At 72.9% G+C, this 16,752-nt stretch carries 17 protein-coding genes; 13 read left to right on the top strand and 4 right to left on the bottom strand.

Features of this window, described 5'->3' with window-relative positions:
• Nucleotides 1-153: 153 nt before the first annotated feature.
• Nucleotides 154-546 (bottom strand): CU044_2847 family protein, encoded by a 393-nt coding sequence (locus ABT381_RS22610; protein ID WP_351597220.1) that lies wholly within the window; start codon nt 544-546, stop codon nt 154-156.
• 206 nt (nt 547-752) lie between these two features.
• On the opposite strand from ABT381_RS22610, the gene ABT381_RS22605 reads away from it, so the two are divergent.
• The 6 genes from ABT381_RS22605 to ABT381_RS22580 all read left to right on the top strand — a co-directional run bounded on the left by ABT381_RS22605 (nt 753) and on the right by ABT381_RS22580 (nt 6,856).
• Nucleotides 753-1,526 carry a GntR family transcriptional regulator gene (locus tag ABT381_RS22605; protein WP_351597218.1) on the top strand — a complete coding sequence of 258 codons (774 nt, stop codon included), beginning with the start codon at nt 753-755 and terminating at the stop codon, nt 1,524-1,526.
• 142 nt (nt 1,527-1,668) lie between these two features.
• Nucleotides 1,669-2,685, top strand: a complete 1,017-nt coding sequence (locus tag ABT381_RS22600) for a sugar ABC transporter substrate-binding protein (protein WP_351597215.1) — start codon at nt 1,669-1,671, stop codon at nt 2,683-2,685.
• A gap of 104 nt (nt 2,686-2,789) precedes the next feature.
• Complete coding sequence (locus ABT381_RS22595; RefSeq protein WP_351597213.1) at nt 2,790-3,803, top strand: sugar ABC transporter substrate-binding protein; 1,014 nt, start codon at nt 2,790-2,792, stop codon at nt 3,801-3,803.
• On the top strand, nt 3,800-4,873 hold the full coding sequence (locus ABT381_RS22590; RefSeq protein ID WP_351597210.1) for an ABC transporter permease: 1,074 nt from the start codon (nt 3,800-3,802) through the stop codon (nt 4,871-4,873). Before ABT381_RS22595 ends, ABT381_RS22590 begins: the two co-directional genes overlap by 4 nt.
• Nucleotides 4,870-5,718, top strand: a complete 849-nt coding sequence (locus ABT381_RS22585) for an ATP-binding cassette domain-containing protein (protein WP_351597207.1) — start codon at nt 4,870-4,872, stop codon at nt 5,716-5,718. The genes ABT381_RS22590 and ABT381_RS22585 overlap by 4 nt, the downstream gene beginning before the upstream one ends.
• Nucleotides 5,719-5,875: 157 nt before the next feature.
• Entirely contained in the window at nt 5,876-6,856 is a 981-nt protein-coding gene (locus ABT381_RS22580) for an NADP-dependent oxidoreductase (RefSeq protein WP_351597204.1), read from the top strand.
• Between the two features lie 30 nt (nt 6,857-6,886).
• Here the strand turns inward: ABT381_RS22580 and ABT381_RS22575 are convergent, their stop codons facing one another.
• On the bottom strand, nt 6,887-8,566 hold the full coding sequence (locus ABT381_RS22575) for a CocE/NonD family hydrolase (protein ID WP_467754603.1): 1,680 nt from the start codon (nt 8,564-8,566) through the stop codon (nt 6,887-6,889).
• An 88-nt stretch (nt 8,567-8,654) separates the two neighbouring features.
• On the opposite strand from ABT381_RS22575, the gene ABT381_RS22570 reads away from it, so the two are divergent.
• Entirely contained in the window at nt 8,655-9,371 is a 717-nt protein-coding gene (locus tag ABT381_RS22570) for a TetR/AcrR family transcriptional regulator (protein ID WP_351597201.1), read from the top strand.
• Nucleotides 9,372-9,408: 37 nt separating this feature from the next.
• Here the strand turns inward: ABT381_RS22570 and ABT381_RS22565 are convergent, their stop codons facing one another.
• Nucleotides 9,409-10,386, bottom strand: a complete 978-nt coding sequence (locus ABT381_RS22565) for an NAD(P)/FAD-dependent oxidoreductase (protein WP_351597198.1) — start codon at nt 10,384-10,386, stop codon at nt 9,409-9,411.
• Nucleotides 10,387-10,449: 63 nt separating this feature from the next.
• Between ABT381_RS22565 and ABT381_RS22560 the strand changes: the two genes are divergently transcribed.
• Nucleotides 10,450-11,112, top strand: coding sequence for a maleylpyruvate isomerase N-terminal domain-containing protein (locus ABT381_RS22560; RefSeq protein WP_351597195.1), 663 nt, complete (start codon nt 10,450-10,452; stop codon nt 11,110-11,112).
• 113 nt (nt 11,113-11,225) lie between these two features.
• Here the strand turns inward: ABT381_RS22560 and ABT381_RS22555 are convergent, their stop codons facing one another.
• Nucleotides 11,226-11,459, bottom strand: coding sequence for a chaplin (locus ABT381_RS22555; RefSeq protein WP_351597192.1), 234 nt, complete (start codon nt 11,457-11,459; stop codon nt 11,226-11,228).
• A gap of 472 nt (nt 11,460-11,931) precedes the next feature.
• On the opposite strand from ABT381_RS22555, the gene ABT381_RS22550 reads away from it, so the two are divergent.
• From ABT381_RS22550 to ABT381_RS22530, 5 genes are all read left to right on the top strand, one after another.
• Nucleotides 11,932-13,053 carry an ROK family glucokinase gene (locus ABT381_RS22550; protein ID WP_351597189.1) on the top strand — a complete coding sequence of 374 codons (1,122 nt, stop codon included), beginning with the start codon at nt 11,932-11,934 and terminating at the stop codon, nt 13,051-13,053.
• Nucleotides 13,050-13,688, top strand: coding sequence for a hypothetical protein (locus tag ABT381_RS22545; protein WP_351597186.1), 639 nt, complete (start codon nt 13,050-13,052; stop codon nt 13,686-13,688). The genes ABT381_RS22550 and ABT381_RS22545 overlap by 4 nt, the downstream gene beginning before the upstream one ends.
• A gap of 211 nt (nt 13,689-13,899) precedes the next feature.
• Nucleotides 13,900-15,189: a bifunctional 3-oxoadipate enol-lactonase/4-carboxymuconolactone decarboxylase PcaDC gene (pcaDC, locus tag ABT381_RS22540; RefSeq protein ID WP_351597183.1), complete on the top strand. Its 1,290-nt coding sequence runs from the start codon at nt 13,900-13,902 to the stop codon at nt 15,187-15,189.
• Nucleotides 15,190-15,253: 64 nt separating this feature from the next.
• Nucleotides 15,254-15,889: an MBL fold metallo-hydrolase gene (locus ABT381_RS22535; protein WP_351597226.1), complete on the top strand. Its 636-nt coding sequence runs from the start codon at nt 15,254-15,256 to the stop codon at nt 15,887-15,889.
• A gap of 39 nt (nt 15,890-15,928) precedes the next feature.
• A complete protein-coding gene (locus ABT381_RS22530) occupies nt 15,929-16,708 on the top strand; it encodes an exodeoxyribonuclease III (protein WP_351597180.1) in 780 nt (259 codons plus the stop codon).
• Nucleotides 16,709-16,752: the final 44 nt, after the last annotated feature.

The following is a 16,752-nucleotide window of genomic DNA, read 5'->3' as shown; positions in this document are numbered from 1 at the left end:
ACGGCGCGGCGGCGAACGGAGCCCGCACGGCGGTCCGTTCTCCGCCCCCCGGGCCGTCCTCGTCCGCCCCGTACACCGTGACCAGCCCGGCCCGCTCGTCCGGCGCCGCGTCCTCCCCGGCGCCCTCCGCGCCGGCGCCGAACCACCGCACCCTCAGCCTTCCTGGGGCGCGGTGCCCGGCAGCCGCCAGCTGGCGGTGATCTTCATGGCGGCCTGTGCGCTGCCCCCGGCGATGCCGAGCTTGAGGTCCTGCCCGATCTGCACGCCGAACTCCACGGACAGCTCCTGCGGCGGCCGCTCGGTGCGCGCGACGGAGTCGTGCACTTCCTGGAGCAGCGGCCCGAGCGGGCTGAGCACCGCCCGCAGCCCGTCCCCGGCGAGCGCGGCCACCCGGTCGGCACCACGGCCCACCGGCTCGACGGTGCCGGCCCCGTCGGGCAGATCCGCCCGGGCGGCGGGCACGACGGCCGCCGGCGTGCCGACGGGAGCGAGGGCGAGGCGGACCAACGTGCGGTCGGACAATTGCAGTTCGGCGTACTCCGGCATCCCCCCATTGTGCCGCCTGCGCCCCTTGTGGCTATCCGTTTCTCGTGATCGGGGCGGGTCGTCGCGGCTGCTGCGGGCGCGGACCGAGGGGCGCGCGCCGGGCGCCGGCGAGCGGGCCGGGCCCGCGATGACTTCAGTGGCATAATGTCCGGACAATGTGACCTCTGGACTTCCCGTCATGGGCGTGGGCGGATACGCTCGGCCGCGTGGGGAAACGCGAAGCAGTCACCGAGGGCGCCGGCAGCCCTGTCCAGTTCAGCGTCGACCGGAGCAGCCCGGTGCCGCTGTACTTCCAGCTGTCCCAGCAGCTGGAGGCCGCGATCGAGACCGGCAAGCTGGCCCCCGGCAGCCTGCTCGGGAACGAGATCGAGCTCGCGGGGCGGCTGGGGCTGTCCCGGCCGACCGTCCGGCAGGCCATCCAGTCGCTGGTGGACAAGGGGCTGCTCGTCCGCCGCCGCGGCATCGGCACGCAGGTCGTGCACAGTCAGGTCAAGCGCCCGCTGGAGCTGAGCAGCCTCTACGACGACCTGGAGGCGGCCGGCCAGAAGCCCGCCACGAAGGTGCTGCTCAACACCACCACCGAGGCCACCGCCGAGGTCGCCGCCGCGCTCGGCGTCGCCGAGGGCGCGGAGGTCGCGCTCGTCGAGCGGCTCCGGCTCACCCACGGCGAGCCCATGGCGCACCTGCGCAACCACCTCCCGCTCGGGCTGATCACGCTGGAGACCGCACAGCTGGAGAGCACCGGCCTGTACCGCCTGATGCGCAATGCCGGGATCACCCTGCACAGCGCCCGGCAGGCGGTCGGCGCACGGGTGGCCGACGCGGCGGAGGCCGAGCGGCTGGCCGAGGAGGAGGGCGCCCCGCTGCTCACGATGCAGCGCACGACGTTCGACGACACGGGGCGGCCCGTCGAATTCGGCTCGCATGTCTACCGCGCCTCGCGTTACGCCTTCGAGTTCCAGCTCCTCGTACGGCCCTGAGTGCCCCTGAGTGTCCCGAGTGTCCTGAGCGCCCTGCCTCGTTGGGTAAGAATGTTCTGACAAACCATTGACGTGGTGTGTCGGGCGCCGCTAGAACTCCTCAAGCCGCAACCGGGCGGCGGGGGAGCGAAGGCGGTTCACGATGCGTACCGTGCGCACGACCCGTACGACCTGCCGGAGGACACGCGCCGCGGCGGCCGCGCTCGCCGCGCTCGCGCTCGCCGCCGGCTGCAGCGGCTCCGGAGGGAAGCAGTCCGAGGACGCCGCGTCCGGCGCTTCCGGGAAGGCCGCCGGGACGCCCCGCATGACCATCGGCATGGTCAGCCACTCCGGCGAGGGCGACACCTTCTGGGACATCGTCCAGACCGGCGCCGAGCAGGCGGCGAAGAAGGACAATGTGAAATTTCTCTACGCCGGCGACAAGGAGGGGTCGCGCCAGGCCGAGCTGGTCCGCAGCATGGTCGACCAGAAGGTCGACGGGCTGATCGTGACGCTCGCCAAGCCGCAGGCCCTGAAGTCGGCGGTTCGAGCGGCCGAGCGGGCCGGCATTCCGGTGCTCACCATCAACTCCGGCGGCGAGTACTCCCGGCGGTACGGCGCCCTCACCCACATCGGCCAGGACGAGTCCGTCGCGGGCCGGGCGGTCGGCGACGAGCTGAACGAGCGGCACCGGAAGAAGGCCCTGTGCGTGATCCACGAGCAGGGCAACGTCTCGCTGGAGGACCGTTGCGCCGGGGTGAAGGAATCCTTCCGAGGTACGGTCGAGAATCTCAACGTCGACGGGACGAACGCGCCGTCCTCGCAGTCCTCCATCGAGGCGAAGCTCCAGGCGGACAAGGGCATCGACGCGATCGTCACGCTCGGCGCACCCATGGCGGCGATCTCGGTCAAGGCCCGGGACCAGGCCGGCAGCGCGGCGCAGCTCGCGACCTTCGACCTGAACGCCGCCGTGGTGAAGAGCCTGAAGGCGAAGGACATCACCTTCGTCGTCGACCAGCAGCCCTACCTCCAGGGGTACGAAGCGGTCGATCTGCTCTGGCTGAACCGGACCAATGGGAACGTACTGGGCGGCGGCCGCCCGGTGCTCACCGGCCCGGCCATCGTCACCGGCGAGGACGTACCCGCGCTGGAGAAGTACACCGCCCGCGGGACCCGCTGACCCCGGGACCAGCGGGCATAACGGATACTTGGCGGTTGGGCCCGATCCGTCGGGCCCGCGGAATGACTACGGACAGTGAGAACCGACGAGAAGGGCACGACCTCGTGGCAAGGGTTCGGACAGGGGCACGCGCGCTGGGCGCCGTGCTGGCAGGGGTGCTCGGCCTGGCCCTGGCGGGCTGCAGCGCCACCGGCGGCAAGCGGGCCGAGGACGCGCGCCAGGCGCAGGTGGCCGGTGGCCGGGCGGCCGTGAACACCCCGAAGTGGACCTTCGCCATGGTCAGCCACTCGGGCGACGGCGACACCTTCTGGGACATCGTGCAGAACGGCGCCAAGCAGGCCGCCGCCAAGGACAACATCAAGTTCGTCTACGGGCACGACGAGGAGGCCAACCGGCAGGCCCAGCTCGTGCAGTCCTACATCGACCAGAAGGTCGACGGGCTGATCGTCACGCTCGCCAAGCCCGACGCCATGAAGGGCGTACTGGCCAAGGCCGAGAAGGCCGGCATCCCGGTGATCACCGTGAACTCCGGCTCCGAGGTCTCCGAGAAGTACGGCGCGCTCACCCACGTCGGCCAGGACGAGTCCATCGCCGGTGAGGCGGTCGGCGAGGAGCTGAACAAGCGCCACAAGAAGAAGGCCCTGTGCGTCCTGCACGAGCAGGGCAACGTCGGCCACGAGCAGCGTTGCGATGGCGCGCAGAAGACCTTCAAGGGCACGCTGAAGAAGCTGTACGTCGAGGGCACGAACATGCCCGACGTGCAGTCCTCCATCGAGTCCCAGCTGCAGGCCGACCCGAAGATCGACTCCGTGGTCACGCTGGGCGCCCCCTTCGCGCCCACCGCCGTGAAGGCCAGGGACCAGGCGAACAGCAAGGCCGAGATCGACACCTTCGACCTCAACGCGCAGGTCGCCCAGGGACTGCAGGACGGCTCGCTGGGCTTCGCCGTCGACCAGCAGCCCTACCTCCAGGGCTACCAGGCGGTCGACCTGCTCTGGCTGTACAAGTACAACTCCGACGTCCTCGGCGGCGGCCGACCCGTGCTCACCGGACCCCAGGTGGTCACCAAGAAGGACGCCGGCGCGCTGGCCGAATACACGAAGCGGGGGACCCGATGAGCAGCACCGCGGCACCACCGGCGGAACCGCACGACACCGAGCCGGCCGGCGGCCCGGACGAGCGGCTCGTGCACCGCTCGCTCGCCCGCCGCCTGATGGGCCGCCCCGAGCTGGGCGCGGTGGTCGGCGCGATCGCCGTCTTCCTGTTCTTCTCGTTCGCGGCCGACACCTTCCTGCAGACCGACAGCCTCTCGACGGTGCTGTACGCGTCCTCGACGATCGGCATCATGGCCGTGCCGGTCGCGCTGCTGATGATCGGCGGCGAGTTCGACCTGTCGGCCGGCGTCATGGTCGTCAGCTCCGCGCTGATCTCCTCGATGTTCAGCTACCAGATGACGGCGAACGCCTGGGTGGGCGTCGGGGTGTCCCTGCTGGTCACCCTCGCCATCGGGGTCTTCAACGGCTTCCTGCTGACCCGTACGAAGCTGCCCAGCTTCATCATCACGCTCGGCACGTTCTTCATGCTGACCGGCCTGAACCTCGGCTTCACCAAGCTGATCAGCGGCACGGTCTCCACGAAGTCCATCGCCGACATGGAGGGCTTCGAGTCCGCCCGGGTGCTCTTCGCCTCGCACCTCACGATCGGCGGCGTGGACATCCAGGTCACGATCCTGTGGTGGATCGCGCTGATCGCGCTCGCCACCTGGATCCTGCTGCGTACGCGGGTGGGCAACTGGATCTTCGCGGTGGGCGGCAACGCGGACGCGGCCCGCGCGGTCGGCGTCCCGGTCACCAAGACCAAGATCGGCCTGTACATGGGCGTCGCCTTCGCCGCCTGGATCTCGGGGCAGCACCTGCTGTTCTCCTACGACGCGATCCAGTCCGGCGACGGCGTCGGCAACGAGTTCCTCTACATCATCGCGGCGGCCGTCGGCGGCTGCCTGATGACCGGCGGCTACGGCTCGGCGATCGGCGCCGCGGTCGGCGCCTTCATCTTCGGCATGACCAGCAAGGGCATCGTGTACGCCCAGTGGAACCCGGACTGGTACAAGTTCTTCCTCGGCGCGATGCTGCTGCTCGCCACGCTGCTGAACGCCTGGGTCCGCAAGCGCGCGGAGGCGAGCAAATGAGTACTGCGACCGACCACGACGCCCGTACGGAGGCCCGTACGCCGCTCGTCGAGCTGAGCGACGTCAGCAAGTACTACGGCAACGTCAAGGCCCTCGAAGGGGTCTCGCTGGAGGTGCACGCGGGGGAGATCTCCTGCGTGCTCGGCGACAACGGCGCCGGCAAGTCCACCCTCATCAAGATCATCGCAGGGCTGCACCAGCACGACGCCGGCTCCTTCACGATCGAGGGCGAGGAGGCCCGGCTCTCCTCCCCGCGCGAGGCGCTGGACCGCGGCATCGCCACTGTCTACCAGGACCTCGCCGTCGTCCCCCTGATGCCGGTCTGGCGCAACTTCTTCCTCGGCTCCGAGCCGACGAAGGGCGTCGGCCCCTTCAAGCACCTCGACGCCCGCGCGATGCGCGAGACCACCCGCTCCGAGCTGCTGCGGATGGGCATCGACCTGCGCGACGTCGACCAGCCGATCGGCACCCTCTCCGGCGGCGAGCGGCAGTGCGTGGCCATCGCCCGCGCCGTCTACTTCGGCGCCAAGGTCCTCGTACTGGACGAGCCCACGGCGGCGCTCGGCGTCAAGCAGTCCGGCGTGGTCCTCAAGTACGTCGCCGCCGCCCGGGACGCGGGCCTCGGCGTCGTCCTGATCACCCACAACCCGCACCACGCCTACCTCGTCGGCGACCGCTTCGTCCTGCTCAAGCGCGGCACGATGGCCGGCAGCCACCTCAAGCCGGAGATCGCGCTGGAGGAGCTGACCCGCCAGATGGCCGGCGGCAGCGAACTGGAGCAGCTCAGCCACGAACTGGAGCGCGCGCCGTCCCCGGAGCACCTCGGCGGCCACCCCAGGCACTGAGGCCGGGCGTACGGGTACCGGTGGCGGGGTACCGGTGCGGCGCGCGGGACGGCTTCCGCGGGGGCGCCGGTCCCCGGCGGTAGCTTCGCCGGTACCAGGGTCCGGTGACCCCGCGGCGCGCCCGCGCCGAGTACCGCACACGCACAGGAGGCACCACATGACCAGCGACCGGAGCGGCGAGACCACCATGCGCGCGATCAGCCAGGACGCGCTCGGCGGCCCGGACGTCCTGCGGATGTCCGAGGTGGCGCGGCCGCGGCCGCTGCCGACCGAGGTGCTGGTACGGGTGCACGCCGCGGGCGTGAACCCGATCGACTACAAGACCCGCCAGAGCGGCGGCCTCGGCGTCCTCGGCGATCCGCCGTTCACCGTCGGCTGGGACGTCTCCGGCGTCGTGGAAGAGGTGGGCTTCGGCGTCCACACCCTCGCGGTCGGCGACGAGGTGTACGGGATGCCGTGGTTCCCGCGCGAGGCCGGCGCCTACGCCGAGTACGTCACGGCCCCCTCCCGGCAGTTCGCCCGCAAGCCGGCCCTGCTGAACCACGAGCACGCCGCCGCCGTGCCGCTGGCCGCGCTCACCGCCTGGCAGACGCTGGTCGACGCGGCCCGTGTGACCGCCGGGCAGCGGGTGCTGATCCACGCGGCGGCCGGCGGCGTCGGCCACTTCGCCGTGCAGTTCGCCAAGCACCTCGGCGCCCATGTCATCGGCACCGCGAGCGCCGCCAAGCACGACTGGCTGCGCGGCCTGGGCGCCGACGAGCTGGTCGACTACACCGCCGTACGGTTCGAGGACGAGATCCGGGACGTCGACGTCGTCATCGACCTGGTCGGCGACGACAAGGACGACACCAGCACCCGGTCGCTGCGCACCCTGCGCGCCGGCGGCACGCTCATCGCCGTGCCCTCGGGCGTCTCGCCGGAGCTGGTGGAGGCGGCCCGCGCCCAGGGGGTGCGCGCGAGCGGCTACCTCGTGGAGCCGGACGGCCCGGCCCTCACGAAGATCGCCGAGCTTATCGACAAGGGCGTGGTCAAGGTCGAGGTGGAGGACGTACTCCCGCTGGAACACGCCGCCGAGGCGCACCGCCGCGGCGAACAGGGCCGCACCCGCGGCAAGCTCGTCCTGAAGGTCCGGGACTGACGGTCCGGGACTGACGCGGGGCCGCCGCTGTCACTCCTGGTTGCCCGCGGGAAGCATCACCACCGAGCCCGCGTGCACGGTGATCCGTGCCGGTACGAGGGCGGTGGCCTCGGCCGGGGACTCGCCGGTACCCGGGTTGCGGGCGTAGCGCGGGTGCGCGCCACCGCTGAGCTGGAGGCGGATGCGGTGCCCTGCGGCGAAGCGGTGGGCGGTGGAGCTCATCGCCACGGTGACCGCCGACGGTGCCTGCCCGTCGGCCCGCAGCCGGACCAGCCCGTCGCAGACGTTGGTGGAACGGTCGCGCGCGTCCACGTCGCACAGGCGGGCGAAGACGTCCGCGTGGCCGGTGTCCGTGGAGATCCGCAGCCGCGCGGAGACCGGGCCGAGCACGTCGACGGGCTCGGTCAGCGGCGGGCCGGTGAACGTCAGGACGTCCTCCCGCGCCTCCAGGGCCCCGTTGTCGCGGGGACCTGCGCCGGGGGAGAGCAGCGGCCCGCCCACGGAAGGGGTGGGGTCGGCGGGGTCGTAACGGACGGACGCCAGCGGCGCGGAGTCCGTCGGGGGCTGCCGGGTGAGGGTCCCGTGCGCGGCGGGGAACCAGGCGGTCGTGGCGGGGGCCGGCGGCCAGTCGTCGAGGTCCCGCCAGGCGCCTTCGCCGCCGACGTGCACGCGTACGGGGGTGGGGCGCAGCCCTTCGGAGTCCCCGCACAGGTGCGCGCGCAGCCAGCCGAGGCTCTCGGCGAAGACCTCGGGCCAGCCCTGTTGCATCGCGGAGGTGTGCGTCCAGGGGCCGACGAGCAGGGCGGTCGCGCAGCCGGCCCGACGCAGCCGGTGGTACTGCGCGAAGGTCTGGTCGGCGAGCGCGTCGTGCCACCCGGTGGTCAGCGCGGTGGGCACGCTCGACCGCTCCGCGGCCGCCGCCGCGGACGTGCCGTGCCAGTGCGGGTCGTCGGCGTCCGGGTGCGTCATCGCGTCGTCCAGCCAGGGCACGTCCCCGAGCGCCGGTACGTACGCCTTGCGCAGCGGCAGCGCCGTGGTGATCTCGCGCAGCCGGCGCTTCAGGCGCAGCATCGCGCGTACGAGGGGCACCGTCCCCCGGTGCTGGTACGTCATGCCCGCGCCGACGGCGAGCGCGTTCTCCAGGTGGAACGCGCCGCCCGCGTGGAAGAAGGCGTGCGGATCGTGCAGGCCGGCCTGTACCACCATCGCCTTCAGCTCCGGTGGCGGATCGAGCGCGAGCGCCCACTGCACGTACCCCAGATAGCTGGGGCCGACCGTGCCCAGCGTGCCGGTGAACCAGGGCTGCCGCCGCAGCCAGGCCACCGTGGCCCGGCCGTCGGCGGCCTCGTCGCGCCACGGGTCGAACCGGCCGCCCGAGCCGCCGGTGCCGCGGCAGCTCTGCAGGACCACGTGGAAGCCCTGTTCGGCGAAGAGCATCCCGTACATGGGTGACCAGGGCAGGCCCCGTCCGTAGGGCGAGCGCACGAGAAGGGTGGGGAAGTCGCCCGCCGCGCGGGGGAAGTAGTGGTCCGTCAGCAAGGGACTGCCGTCCGCCGCCGGTACCACGAGCCCCGGCTCCCAGCCGATTTCGTGCCGCTTGGCCGGGAGGCCGCGCCAGGTCGCCCGCATCATCCGTGCGGACAGCGGCGGCTTCCCCGAAGGCGCGGTCCACTCCGGTCTCGCCACGACGCCGTGCGTGTGCGGTGTCATCGTTCCCCCTCGTTCCCCTGTTTCATTTCCGTACACTGTACGGGAATCACTGTACGAGAATGGCCGGAGGCAACGGAAGGCGAAGAGCATGACCCGTCGTGAGGGAGCCGGCGCCGCGGGCGTCGACCCGCAGCAGCTCTGGCTGGGCACGGCCCGGACCGGCCGGGGCCGCAAGCCCGCCTTCAGCCGCGAGGCGATCACGGCCGCGGCCGTCGCCCTCGCGGACGCCGAGGGGCTGGACGCGGTCACCATGCGGCGCGTCGCCGCCGAGGTCGGCGCCGGCGTCATGTCGCTCTACGGCTACGCGCCCGACAAGGAGACGCTGCTGGAGCTGATGGTCGACCACGTCAGCGGCGAACTCCCGACGGACGGGCCCCTCAGCGGCGACTGGCGCAGCGACCTGAAGGCCATCGGCCACCTCCAGCGCGCCCTGATGCTCCGTCACCCCTGGCTGCCCGCCGCGCTGACCACCCGCCGCACGCCCGGCCCGCACGCGCTGGCCTTTCTGGAACACGCGCTCGCGGCCCTGCGGCCCACCCGGCTGGACGGCGCCGCGAAGCTGGAGGTCTTCAGCCAGCTCACCGGCTTCGTCGCCGGGCACGTCGGGTACGAGATCGCGCGGTCCGCGGCCGCGGAAGCGCCCGGCCGGGCCGCGGCCGAGGCCCGCTACCTCGCCGCCGTCGCCGCCGACGGCCACCACCCGGAGCTCGCCGCGGCCCTCGCCGCGCCCGGCCGCCCGCTCGCCCCCGACGCCACCTTCACCCGGTTCCTCGACCGGCTGATCGACGGCCTCGACACCGGCTGATCCTGTTCTTGAAGTACGCGCGTCAGCCGGACCCGCGTCAGCCGGACCCGCGGCGGGTGTCGACCGCCCGCCGGGTGTCCTCGTCGACCAGGTCCGAGTTGATCGCCTGGGCGGCCTGCACCCCGGCCGCCGCGGCGCCGATGACCTGGTCGGACAGGGCCGTGACGTTCCCGGCCACCCACACCCCCGGCACGTCCGTCGCCCCCGAGTCGGCCGCGCGGACGGAGCTGCCCACCACCTCCCCGGACGACCGCTCTTCCTCGGCGGACAGCCCGAGGGAGGCGAGGAGCCCGGCGCGCGCGGTGAACCGCGGCTCCACCACCAGGGCCTGACAGGGCACCCGCCGCCCGTCCGCCAGCCGCACGCCTGCCAGCCCGCCGTCCGCCACCTCCAGATCCGTCACCCGCCCCGGCACCACGGCGACGCCCCGGGCGGCCAGCCGCTCGTACTCCTCGGCGTCGGGCTCCGGCGAGACGTGCAGCAGCAGCGTCACGTCGGTGCTCCACTGCCGCCACATCAGGGCCTGCCGGCATGCGAGCGGGCCCGTGGCCAGCACCGCGATCGCCCGGTCGCGGGCTTCCCAGCCGTGGCAGTACGGGCAGTGCAGCACGTCCCGCCCCCACCGCTCCGCCATCCCCGGCACCTCGGGCAGCTCGTCGACCAGGCCGGTCGCCACGAGCAGCCGGCGGGCCGCGACCGGCGGGCCCGCTTCCAGGAGGACGCGGAAGCCGCCGCCCTCCTGCCGCTCGGCCGCCACCGCCTCGCCCGCCACGATCTCGCCGCCGTACCCGGTCACCTCGGCGCGGCCGGCCGCGAGCAGCTCCGCGGGCGGCGTGCCGTCGCGGGTCAGGAAGTTGTGCGTACGGTCCGCCGTCGCGTTGCGCGGCCGGCCGTCGTCGATCACCAGTACCGAACGGCGCGCCCGCACCAGGGCCAGCGCCCCGCTCAGCCCGGCGGCACCACCGCCGACCACCACGACGTCGTACCGCCGTTCCTCCTGCGCCTGCGCGACCATGGTCCGACTCTCTTCCGGTAAATCGGGTGCTCCGACCGGACGGCCATTGCTACCTTCCGCGCCATGTCTTCCCTTCAGAGAACACCCGGCGGGCCCGTCACCGCAGCCGATGTCGAGGAAGCCGTGCGGCTGGCGGTCACCGCCCTGCGCGGCGCGGAAGGGGCGGACTGGAGCGCGCGGGCCGGTGCCCTGGAGTGGGACTGCTGGGAGACCGCCGAGCACCTCGCCGACGACCTCTTCTCCTACGCCGCCCAGCTCGGCCCGGCGCGTCCGCCGGCGGACACGCACGTACCTTTCGCGTGGACGCGGCAGCGGCCGGGCGGCCCGGCGAACGTCGTCTTCGCCGACCGTGAGGCCGGCCCGACGGGACTGCTGCAAGTACTGGAGGCGAGCGGCGCGCTGCTGGCGGCCATCGTCCGCACGACGCCGCCGGAGAAGCGCGCCTTCCACGTCTACGGTGTGTCCGACGCCACGGGCTTCGCGGCCATGGGCGTCGTCGAGACGCTGGTGCACACGCACGACATCGCCGAGAGCCTCGGCCTGCCGTGGACGCCGCCCGACGGGCTGTGCGACCGGACACTGGCCCGGATCTTCCCCGACGCCCCGCCGGTCACCGACCGCTGGTCCGCGCTCCTGTGGTGCACGGGCCGCATCGCACTCCCCGGCCACCCGCGCCGCACGTCGTGGCAGTGGGACGGCAGGCCCCGGGAGATCGCGGCACCCTGACCCCCGGTCGGTCCCCGGCGGCTGGTCCTGCCCGGGAACACGAGCCGGCGCGGCCCGGGAACAGAGGGGTGCCGGCCCCCCGAAGGAGGCCGGCACCGGAGTGGGGCGCGACGTTACTTGTTGGCGCACTGCCCGTCTGCGGGGTTCAGCAGCCCGACCACGTCGACGGAGAGACCGCAGGCGTTGACCGGCACGTGGATCGGTACCTGGATGGTGTTGCCGGAGATCACGCCCGGCGAGTGGCTGCTGCTGCCCTGGGCGCCCGAGTCGGCAGCGGCGGCGCCGGCGCTGCCGACGAGGGCGGCGGTGGCCAGAATGGCCGCGGCTGCGGCGGTACGGATGCGCATAGCGTTCTCCTCACAGAGGGCGGAACATCAACGGTTCCCATCACAACCCACGGGTGGCCGCGGGGCCCGTCGGATTCGGCCGTCAGGGGCACACGGTCCCGAAAAAACGCCTGTGACCAGGGCTTTCTCGCGGCCCGTCAGGCGCCGCCCGGGCCCGCCGGGGGCCCCGCACCCGGGTTTCCCGGACGGCGAGCACCGGCCGGGAAACCCGCTCCCGGGCGAACCCCCTTTGTCCAGCGGGCAGTTGGCGGCCGCACCGGAGCGGCCGGGCCGGGTGCGCCGCCACCCGGTGCGCGCCGGCGCAGACGGTTCCCGGGTTCGCCGTACTTTGAGAAAGGCCACAGGTCAGAGGGTTGCGGTGCGCCGCGGGGCGGCTTTGATGCACAATCGCACGGCGGGTGGGCTGTGCCCGCCCGGACGCCAGCCGAGGCCATGGCCTCCCGAGACCGCACAGGGACGAGACGAGCCGAGCATGAGTACGTACCGGGACAGGGTGCACCGTGGATCGGCGCGGGCCACCGTGCTGCGCACGGTCGGCACCCGCGAGCGGCGCTCGCACCTCAGCGCGCCCCGCGTGCCCACCGTCGGCATCGACATCGGCGGGACGAAGGTCATGGCGGGCGTCGTGGACGCCGACGGGAACATCCTGGAGAAGGTCCGCACCGAGACGCCGGACAAGTCCAAGAGCCCCCAGGTCGTCGAGGACACCATCACCGAGCTGGTGCTGGACCTCTCCGACCGGCACGACGTGCACGCCGTGGGCATCGGCGCGGCCGGCTGGGTCGACGCCGACCGCAGCCGCGTCCTCTTCGCCCCCCACCTGAACTGGCGGAACGAGCCGCTGCGCGACCGCCTCGCGGGCCGCCTCGCGGTCCCCGTCATGGTCGACAACGACGCCAATACGGCCGCCTGGGCCGAGTGGCGCTTCGGCGCCGGGCGCAACGAGGACCACCTCGTGATGATCACGCTCGGGACCGGGATCGGCGGCGCGATCCTGGAGGACGGGCAGGTCAAGCGGGGCAAGTACGGGGTCGCCGGCGAGTTCGGGCACATGCAGGTGGTGCCCGGCGGGCACCGCTGCCCGTGCGGCAACCGCGGCTGCTGGGAGCAGTACAGCTCCGGCAACGCCCTGGTGCGCGAGGCGCGCGAGCTGGCGGCCGCCGACTCCCCGGTCGCGTACAACATCATCGAGCGGGTCAAGGGCAACATCCCCGACATCACCGGGCCGCTGATCACCGAGCTGGCCCGCGAGGGCGACGCGATGTGCGTCGAGCTGTTCGCCGAGATCGGCCAGTGGCTGGGCGTGGGCATCGCCAACCTCGCCGCGGCCCTCGACCCCTCCTGCTTCGTCATCGGCGGCGGCGTCAGCGCGGCGGACGACCTGCTCATCGGCCCGGCCCGGGACGCCTTCCGGCGCACCCTCACAGGCCGCGGCTACCGCCCCGAGGCCCGCATCGCCCGGGCCCAGCTCGGCCCCGAGGCCGGTATGGTCGGCGCCGCCGACCTCGCCCGGCTGGTGGCCCGCCGCTTCCGCCGCGCCAACCGCCGCCGCGTCGAGCGGTACGAACGCTATGAGCGGACCGGCCGCCGATGACCGACCTGGAACAGGCACCCGTGACCGACCACCCCGAGCGCCACGACCGCTCCGAGTACCCCGACCGGGACGCGCGCGACGACGTCCCCGCGGCGGGCGACGGCGGGGTGCACGCGCCCCCGCCGAGCCGCCGGCGCCGCTGGCTCACCGCCGTCGTCGTCTTCCTGCTGATCGCCATCCCGGCCGGCTACCTCGCGCTCTCCGCCGCGCAGAGCCGGGACAGCGGCCAGGAGAAGGAGGAGCGGGCCAAGATGGCGGGGCTCACCTGGCAGTGGCCCTCCAAGGTGCAGCGGCGGATCTACGACGTGCCGATCCCGTCGTACTCGTATCCGGTCGCGTACTTCGAGACCAACTCCTTCAAGACCAGCTCGCTCTACGTGACGTTCCGCACGTCCCAGGACGGCCTGGACCAGTTCCTGGCGCACTACGGGCGCACCCGCGATGACCTGCGCAAGGACGTCGCCACGATCTCGCCGGAGCAGGCGGCGCGGGTCAAGTGGGACTTCACGGTCGGGGACGGCTACGCGGGCCTGGTCCACAAGGAGAAGGCGCCGCGGCCCTCGCAGCGGATCACGGTCGACTTCGCCGAGGACGGCCACCCCGTGGTGTACATCGTGTCCACGACACGGTTCTGACGGGGCGCGTCGGGCTCCGGGCCCGGCGCGGACGGTCGGGTTCCGGTGGCGAAACTCTGATGAAGAATGCCGCCCGGAGCACCTGCGGGCGATCCCGGCCAGCCGGTTATGAGCCGATTCTGCTGCCATGACCGACTCTTCCGGCCGGAGCGTTGCCCGATTACTGACCCGGGTGTCAGGAGTGGGCGGTTTGATTGGGTAGCGTGGCCGGGTGAGCGAGAAGACCCTGCAGCACCGGATCGACGGCCCCGACGACGCACCCGTACTTGTCCTCGGCGCCTCGCTGGGCACCACCTGGCACATGTGGGACCGGCAGATACCCGAACTGACCCGTCAGTGGCGCGTCGTCCGCTTCGACCTCCCGGGCCACGGCGGATCACCCGCCTACCCCGCCGCCTCGGTCGCCGACCTGGCCGATCGGGTGATCGCCACCCTCGACGGCCTCGGCATCGACCGCTTCGGTTACGCCGGCTGCGCCATGGGCGGCGCCATCGGCGCCCAGCTCGCGCTCGCCCACCCCCAGCGCCTCACCTCGCTCGCGCTGGTCTCGGCATCGCCCCGGTTCGGCACCGCCGACGCCTGGCGGCAGCGCGGTGTGGTGATCCGTACGAACGGCCTGGACCCGATCGCCCGCACCGCGCCCGAGCACTGGTTCACGCCCGGCTTCGCCGCCGCCCAGCCCGCCATCGTCGAGTGGGCCGTGCAGATGGTGCGCACCACCGACCCCGGCTGCTACATCGCGGCCTGCGAGGCGCTGGCCGCCTTCGACGTCCGGAGCGAGCTCGGCAGGATCTCCGCGCCCACCCTCGTGGTCGTCGGCTCCGACGACCTGATCACCCCGACCGCCGACGCGCGCACCCTGGTCGCCGGGATACCGGACGCGGGCCTCGCCCTGGTGCCCGGCACCTCGCACCTCGCCCCCGTCGAGCAGCCCGCCGCCATCACCGAGCTGCTCATCCGGCACTTCTCCACCGCCTGGCAGGACAAGCCGGCCGGGCAGGCCGCGCTCGGCGCCACCCCGCCCAAGCCCGTCCTCACCCCGAAGCCGGCGCAGCAGGCGCAGCCCCAGCCGCCGGTCGTCGCCATCGAGCCGGCCGCCGAGCAGCCCGAGATGGTCGGCACCGACTCCTACGACGCGGGCATGAAGGTCCGCCGCGAGGTGCTGGGGGACGCGCACGTGGACCGCGCGGCGGCCGCCGCCGACGAGTTCACCGGCGACTTCCAGGACTTTTTGACCCGCAACGTCTGGGGCGAGGTGTGGACCCGCTCGGGCCTGGACCGCCGCACCCGCAGCGTCATCACGCTCACCGCGCTGATCACCAGCGGCCACCTCGACGACCTGGCCGTGCACGTCCGCGCCGCGCTCCGCAACGGCCTCACCCCCGCGGAGATCAAGGAGACGCTGATCCACACCGCGGTCTACGGCGGCGTGCCGGCCGCGGGCGCGGCCTTCACCATCGCGCAGCGCGTCATCCGCGAGGAGACCACGCCGGAGGACTGAGCGCCGGAGCCCGAGCCCGGTCGCGGATTCGCACGGCTCCGCGCGGCAAGATGGGGCCATGGAACTGGAACTCACCAAGAAGACGCACGCCTGCGTCCGGCTGGCCAAGGACGGGCGGACGCTGGTCATCGATCCCGGTGGCTTCAGCGAGCAGGACGCGGCCGTGGGCGCCGACGCGATCCTGATCACCCACGAGCACCCCGACCACTTCGCCGAGGACCGGCTGCGGGCGGCCATGGAGGCCAACCCGGCCGCCGAGATCTGGACGCTCGCCTCGGTCGCCGAGCAGATCTCGGCGGCGTTCCCGGGCCGGGTGCACACCGTCGGCGAGGGCGACACCTTCACGGCCGCCGGCTTCGAGGTGGAGGTGCACGGGCAGCTGCACGCCGTGATCCACCCCGACATCCCGCGGGTCACCAACGTCGGCTACTTCGTCGACGGCTCGGTCTTCCACCCCGGCGACGCGCTCACCGTCCCCGGCCGCCCGGTCGACACCCTCCTGCTGCCCGTGCACGCGCCCTGGAACAAGGTGGCGGAGATCATCGACTACCTGCGCGAGGTCAAGCCGCGGCACGCCATCGACGTCCACGACAGCCTCCTCCAGGAGCACGCCCGGCCGATCTACGACCGCATGATCGGCCAGCTCGGCGGCACCGACCACGGCCGCCTCGCGCCTGGTCAGGCGGCCGCGCTCGGCTGAGGACGGCGACTGTCACAGGCGGGCGGTAGGTTGGCACTCATGCGCATCGCGACCTGGAACGTCAATTCGATCACCGCCCGCCTGCCCCGGCTGCTGGCCTGGCTGGAGACCACCGGCACGGACGTGCTGTGCATCCAGGAGGCCAAGTGCTCCAAGGAGCAGTTCCCCTTCGACGAGCTGCGCGAGCTGGGGTACGAAGCGGCGGTGCACGCCACGGGCCGGTGGAACGGCGTGGCCGTGCTGTCCAGGGTCGGCCTGGCGGACGTGGTCGAGGGCCTGCCCGGTGATCCGACGTACGACGGCGTGGCCGAGCCGCGCGCCGTCTCGGCGACCTGCGGACCGGTCCGCGTCTGGTCGGTCTATGTGCCCAACGGCCGCGAGGTCGAGCACCCGCACTACGCCTACAAGCTCCAGTGGTTCGAGGCGCTGAAGGCCGCGATCGCGGGCGACGCGGGAGGCGACCGCCCGTTCGCGGTCCTCGGCGACTACAACGTCGCGCCGACGGACGACGACGTCTACGACACGGCCGCCTTCGAGGGCGCCACGCACGTCACCCCGGCCGAGCGGGCGGCCCTCGCCGACCTGCGCGGCGCGGGCCTGACGGACGTCGTGCCGCGCCCCCTGAAGTACGACCACCCCTTCACGTACTGGGACTACCGCCAGCTCTGCTTCCCGAAGAACCGCGGAATGCGCATCGACCTGGTCTATGGCAACGAGCCGTTCGCCAAGGCGGTCTCCGACGCCTACGTCGACCGCGAGCAGCGCAAGGGCAAGGGCGCCTCGGACCACGCGCCGGTGGTCGTCGACCTGGACGTGTGACGGGACGGATGACGCGCCTGGCCGGCCGGGGCACGCCGCCCCGG

It is taken from the genome of Streptomyces sp. NPDC000151 (genome assembly GCF_040301705.1).
Taxonomy (GTDB): domain Bacteria; phylum Actinomycetota; class Actinomycetes; order Streptomycetales; family Streptomycetaceae; genus Streptomyces.
The sequence above is the reverse complement of the archived record's forward strand: the minus strand, read 5'-3'. Positions and strand labels throughout refer to the sequence as shown.

What these genes read in the sequence shown, in the direction of transcription:
- ABT381_RS22600 (WP_351597215.1), top strand. Translation starts at nt 1,669, where the DNA reads ATGCGTACCGTGCGCACGACCCGTACGACCTGCCGGAGGACACGCGCC.
- ABT381_RS22580 (WP_351597204.1), top strand. Translation starts at nt 5,876, where the DNA reads ATGACCAGCGACCGGAGCGGCGAGACCACCATGCGCGCGATCAGCCAG.
- ABT381_RS22550 (WP_351597189.1), top strand. Translation starts at nt 11,932, where the DNA reads ATGAGTACGTACCGGGACAGGGTGCACCGTGGATCGGCGCGGGCCACC.
- ABT381_RS22555 (WP_351597192.1), bottom strand. Translation starts at nt 11,459, where the DNA reads ATGCGCATCCGTACCGCCGCAGCCGCGGCCATTCTGGCCACCGCCGCC.
- ABT381_RS22590 (WP_351597210.1), top strand. Translation starts at nt 3,800, where the DNA reads ATGAGCAGCACCGCGGCACCACCGGCGGAACCGCACGACACCGAGCCG.
- ABT381_RS22585 (WP_351597207.1), top strand. Translation starts at nt 4,870, where the DNA reads ATGAGTACTGCGACCGACCACGACGCCCGTACGGAGGCCCGTACGCCG.
- ABT381_RS22560 (WP_351597195.1), top strand. Translation starts at nt 10,450, where the DNA reads ATGTCTTCCCTTCAGAGAACACCCGGCGGGCCCGTCACCGCAGCCGAT.
- ABT381_RS22565 (WP_351597198.1), bottom strand. Translation starts at nt 10,386, where the DNA reads ATGGTCGCGCAGGCGCAGGAGGAACGGCGGTACGACGTCGTGGTGGTC.
- ABT381_RS22610 (WP_351597220.1), bottom strand. Translation starts at nt 546, where the DNA reads ATGCCGGAGTACGCCGAACTGCAATTGTCCGACCGCACGTTGGTCCGC.
- ABT381_RS22575 (WP_467754603.1), bottom strand. Translation starts at nt 8,566, where the DNA reads ATGACACCGCACACGCACGGCGTCGTGGCGAGACCGGAGTGGACCGCG.
- ABT381_RS22545 (WP_351597186.1), top strand. Translation starts at nt 13,050, where the DNA reads ATGACCGACCTGGAACAGGCACCCGTGACCGACCACCCCGAGCGCCAC.
- ABT381_RS22570 (WP_351597201.1), top strand. Translation starts at nt 8,655, where the DNA reads ATGACCCGTCGTGAGGGAGCCGGCGCCGCGGGCGTCGACCCGCAGCAG.
- ABT381_RS22530 (WP_351597180.1), top strand. Translation starts at nt 15,929, where the DNA reads ATGCGCATCGCGACCTGGAACGTCAATTCGATCACCGCCCGCCTGCCC.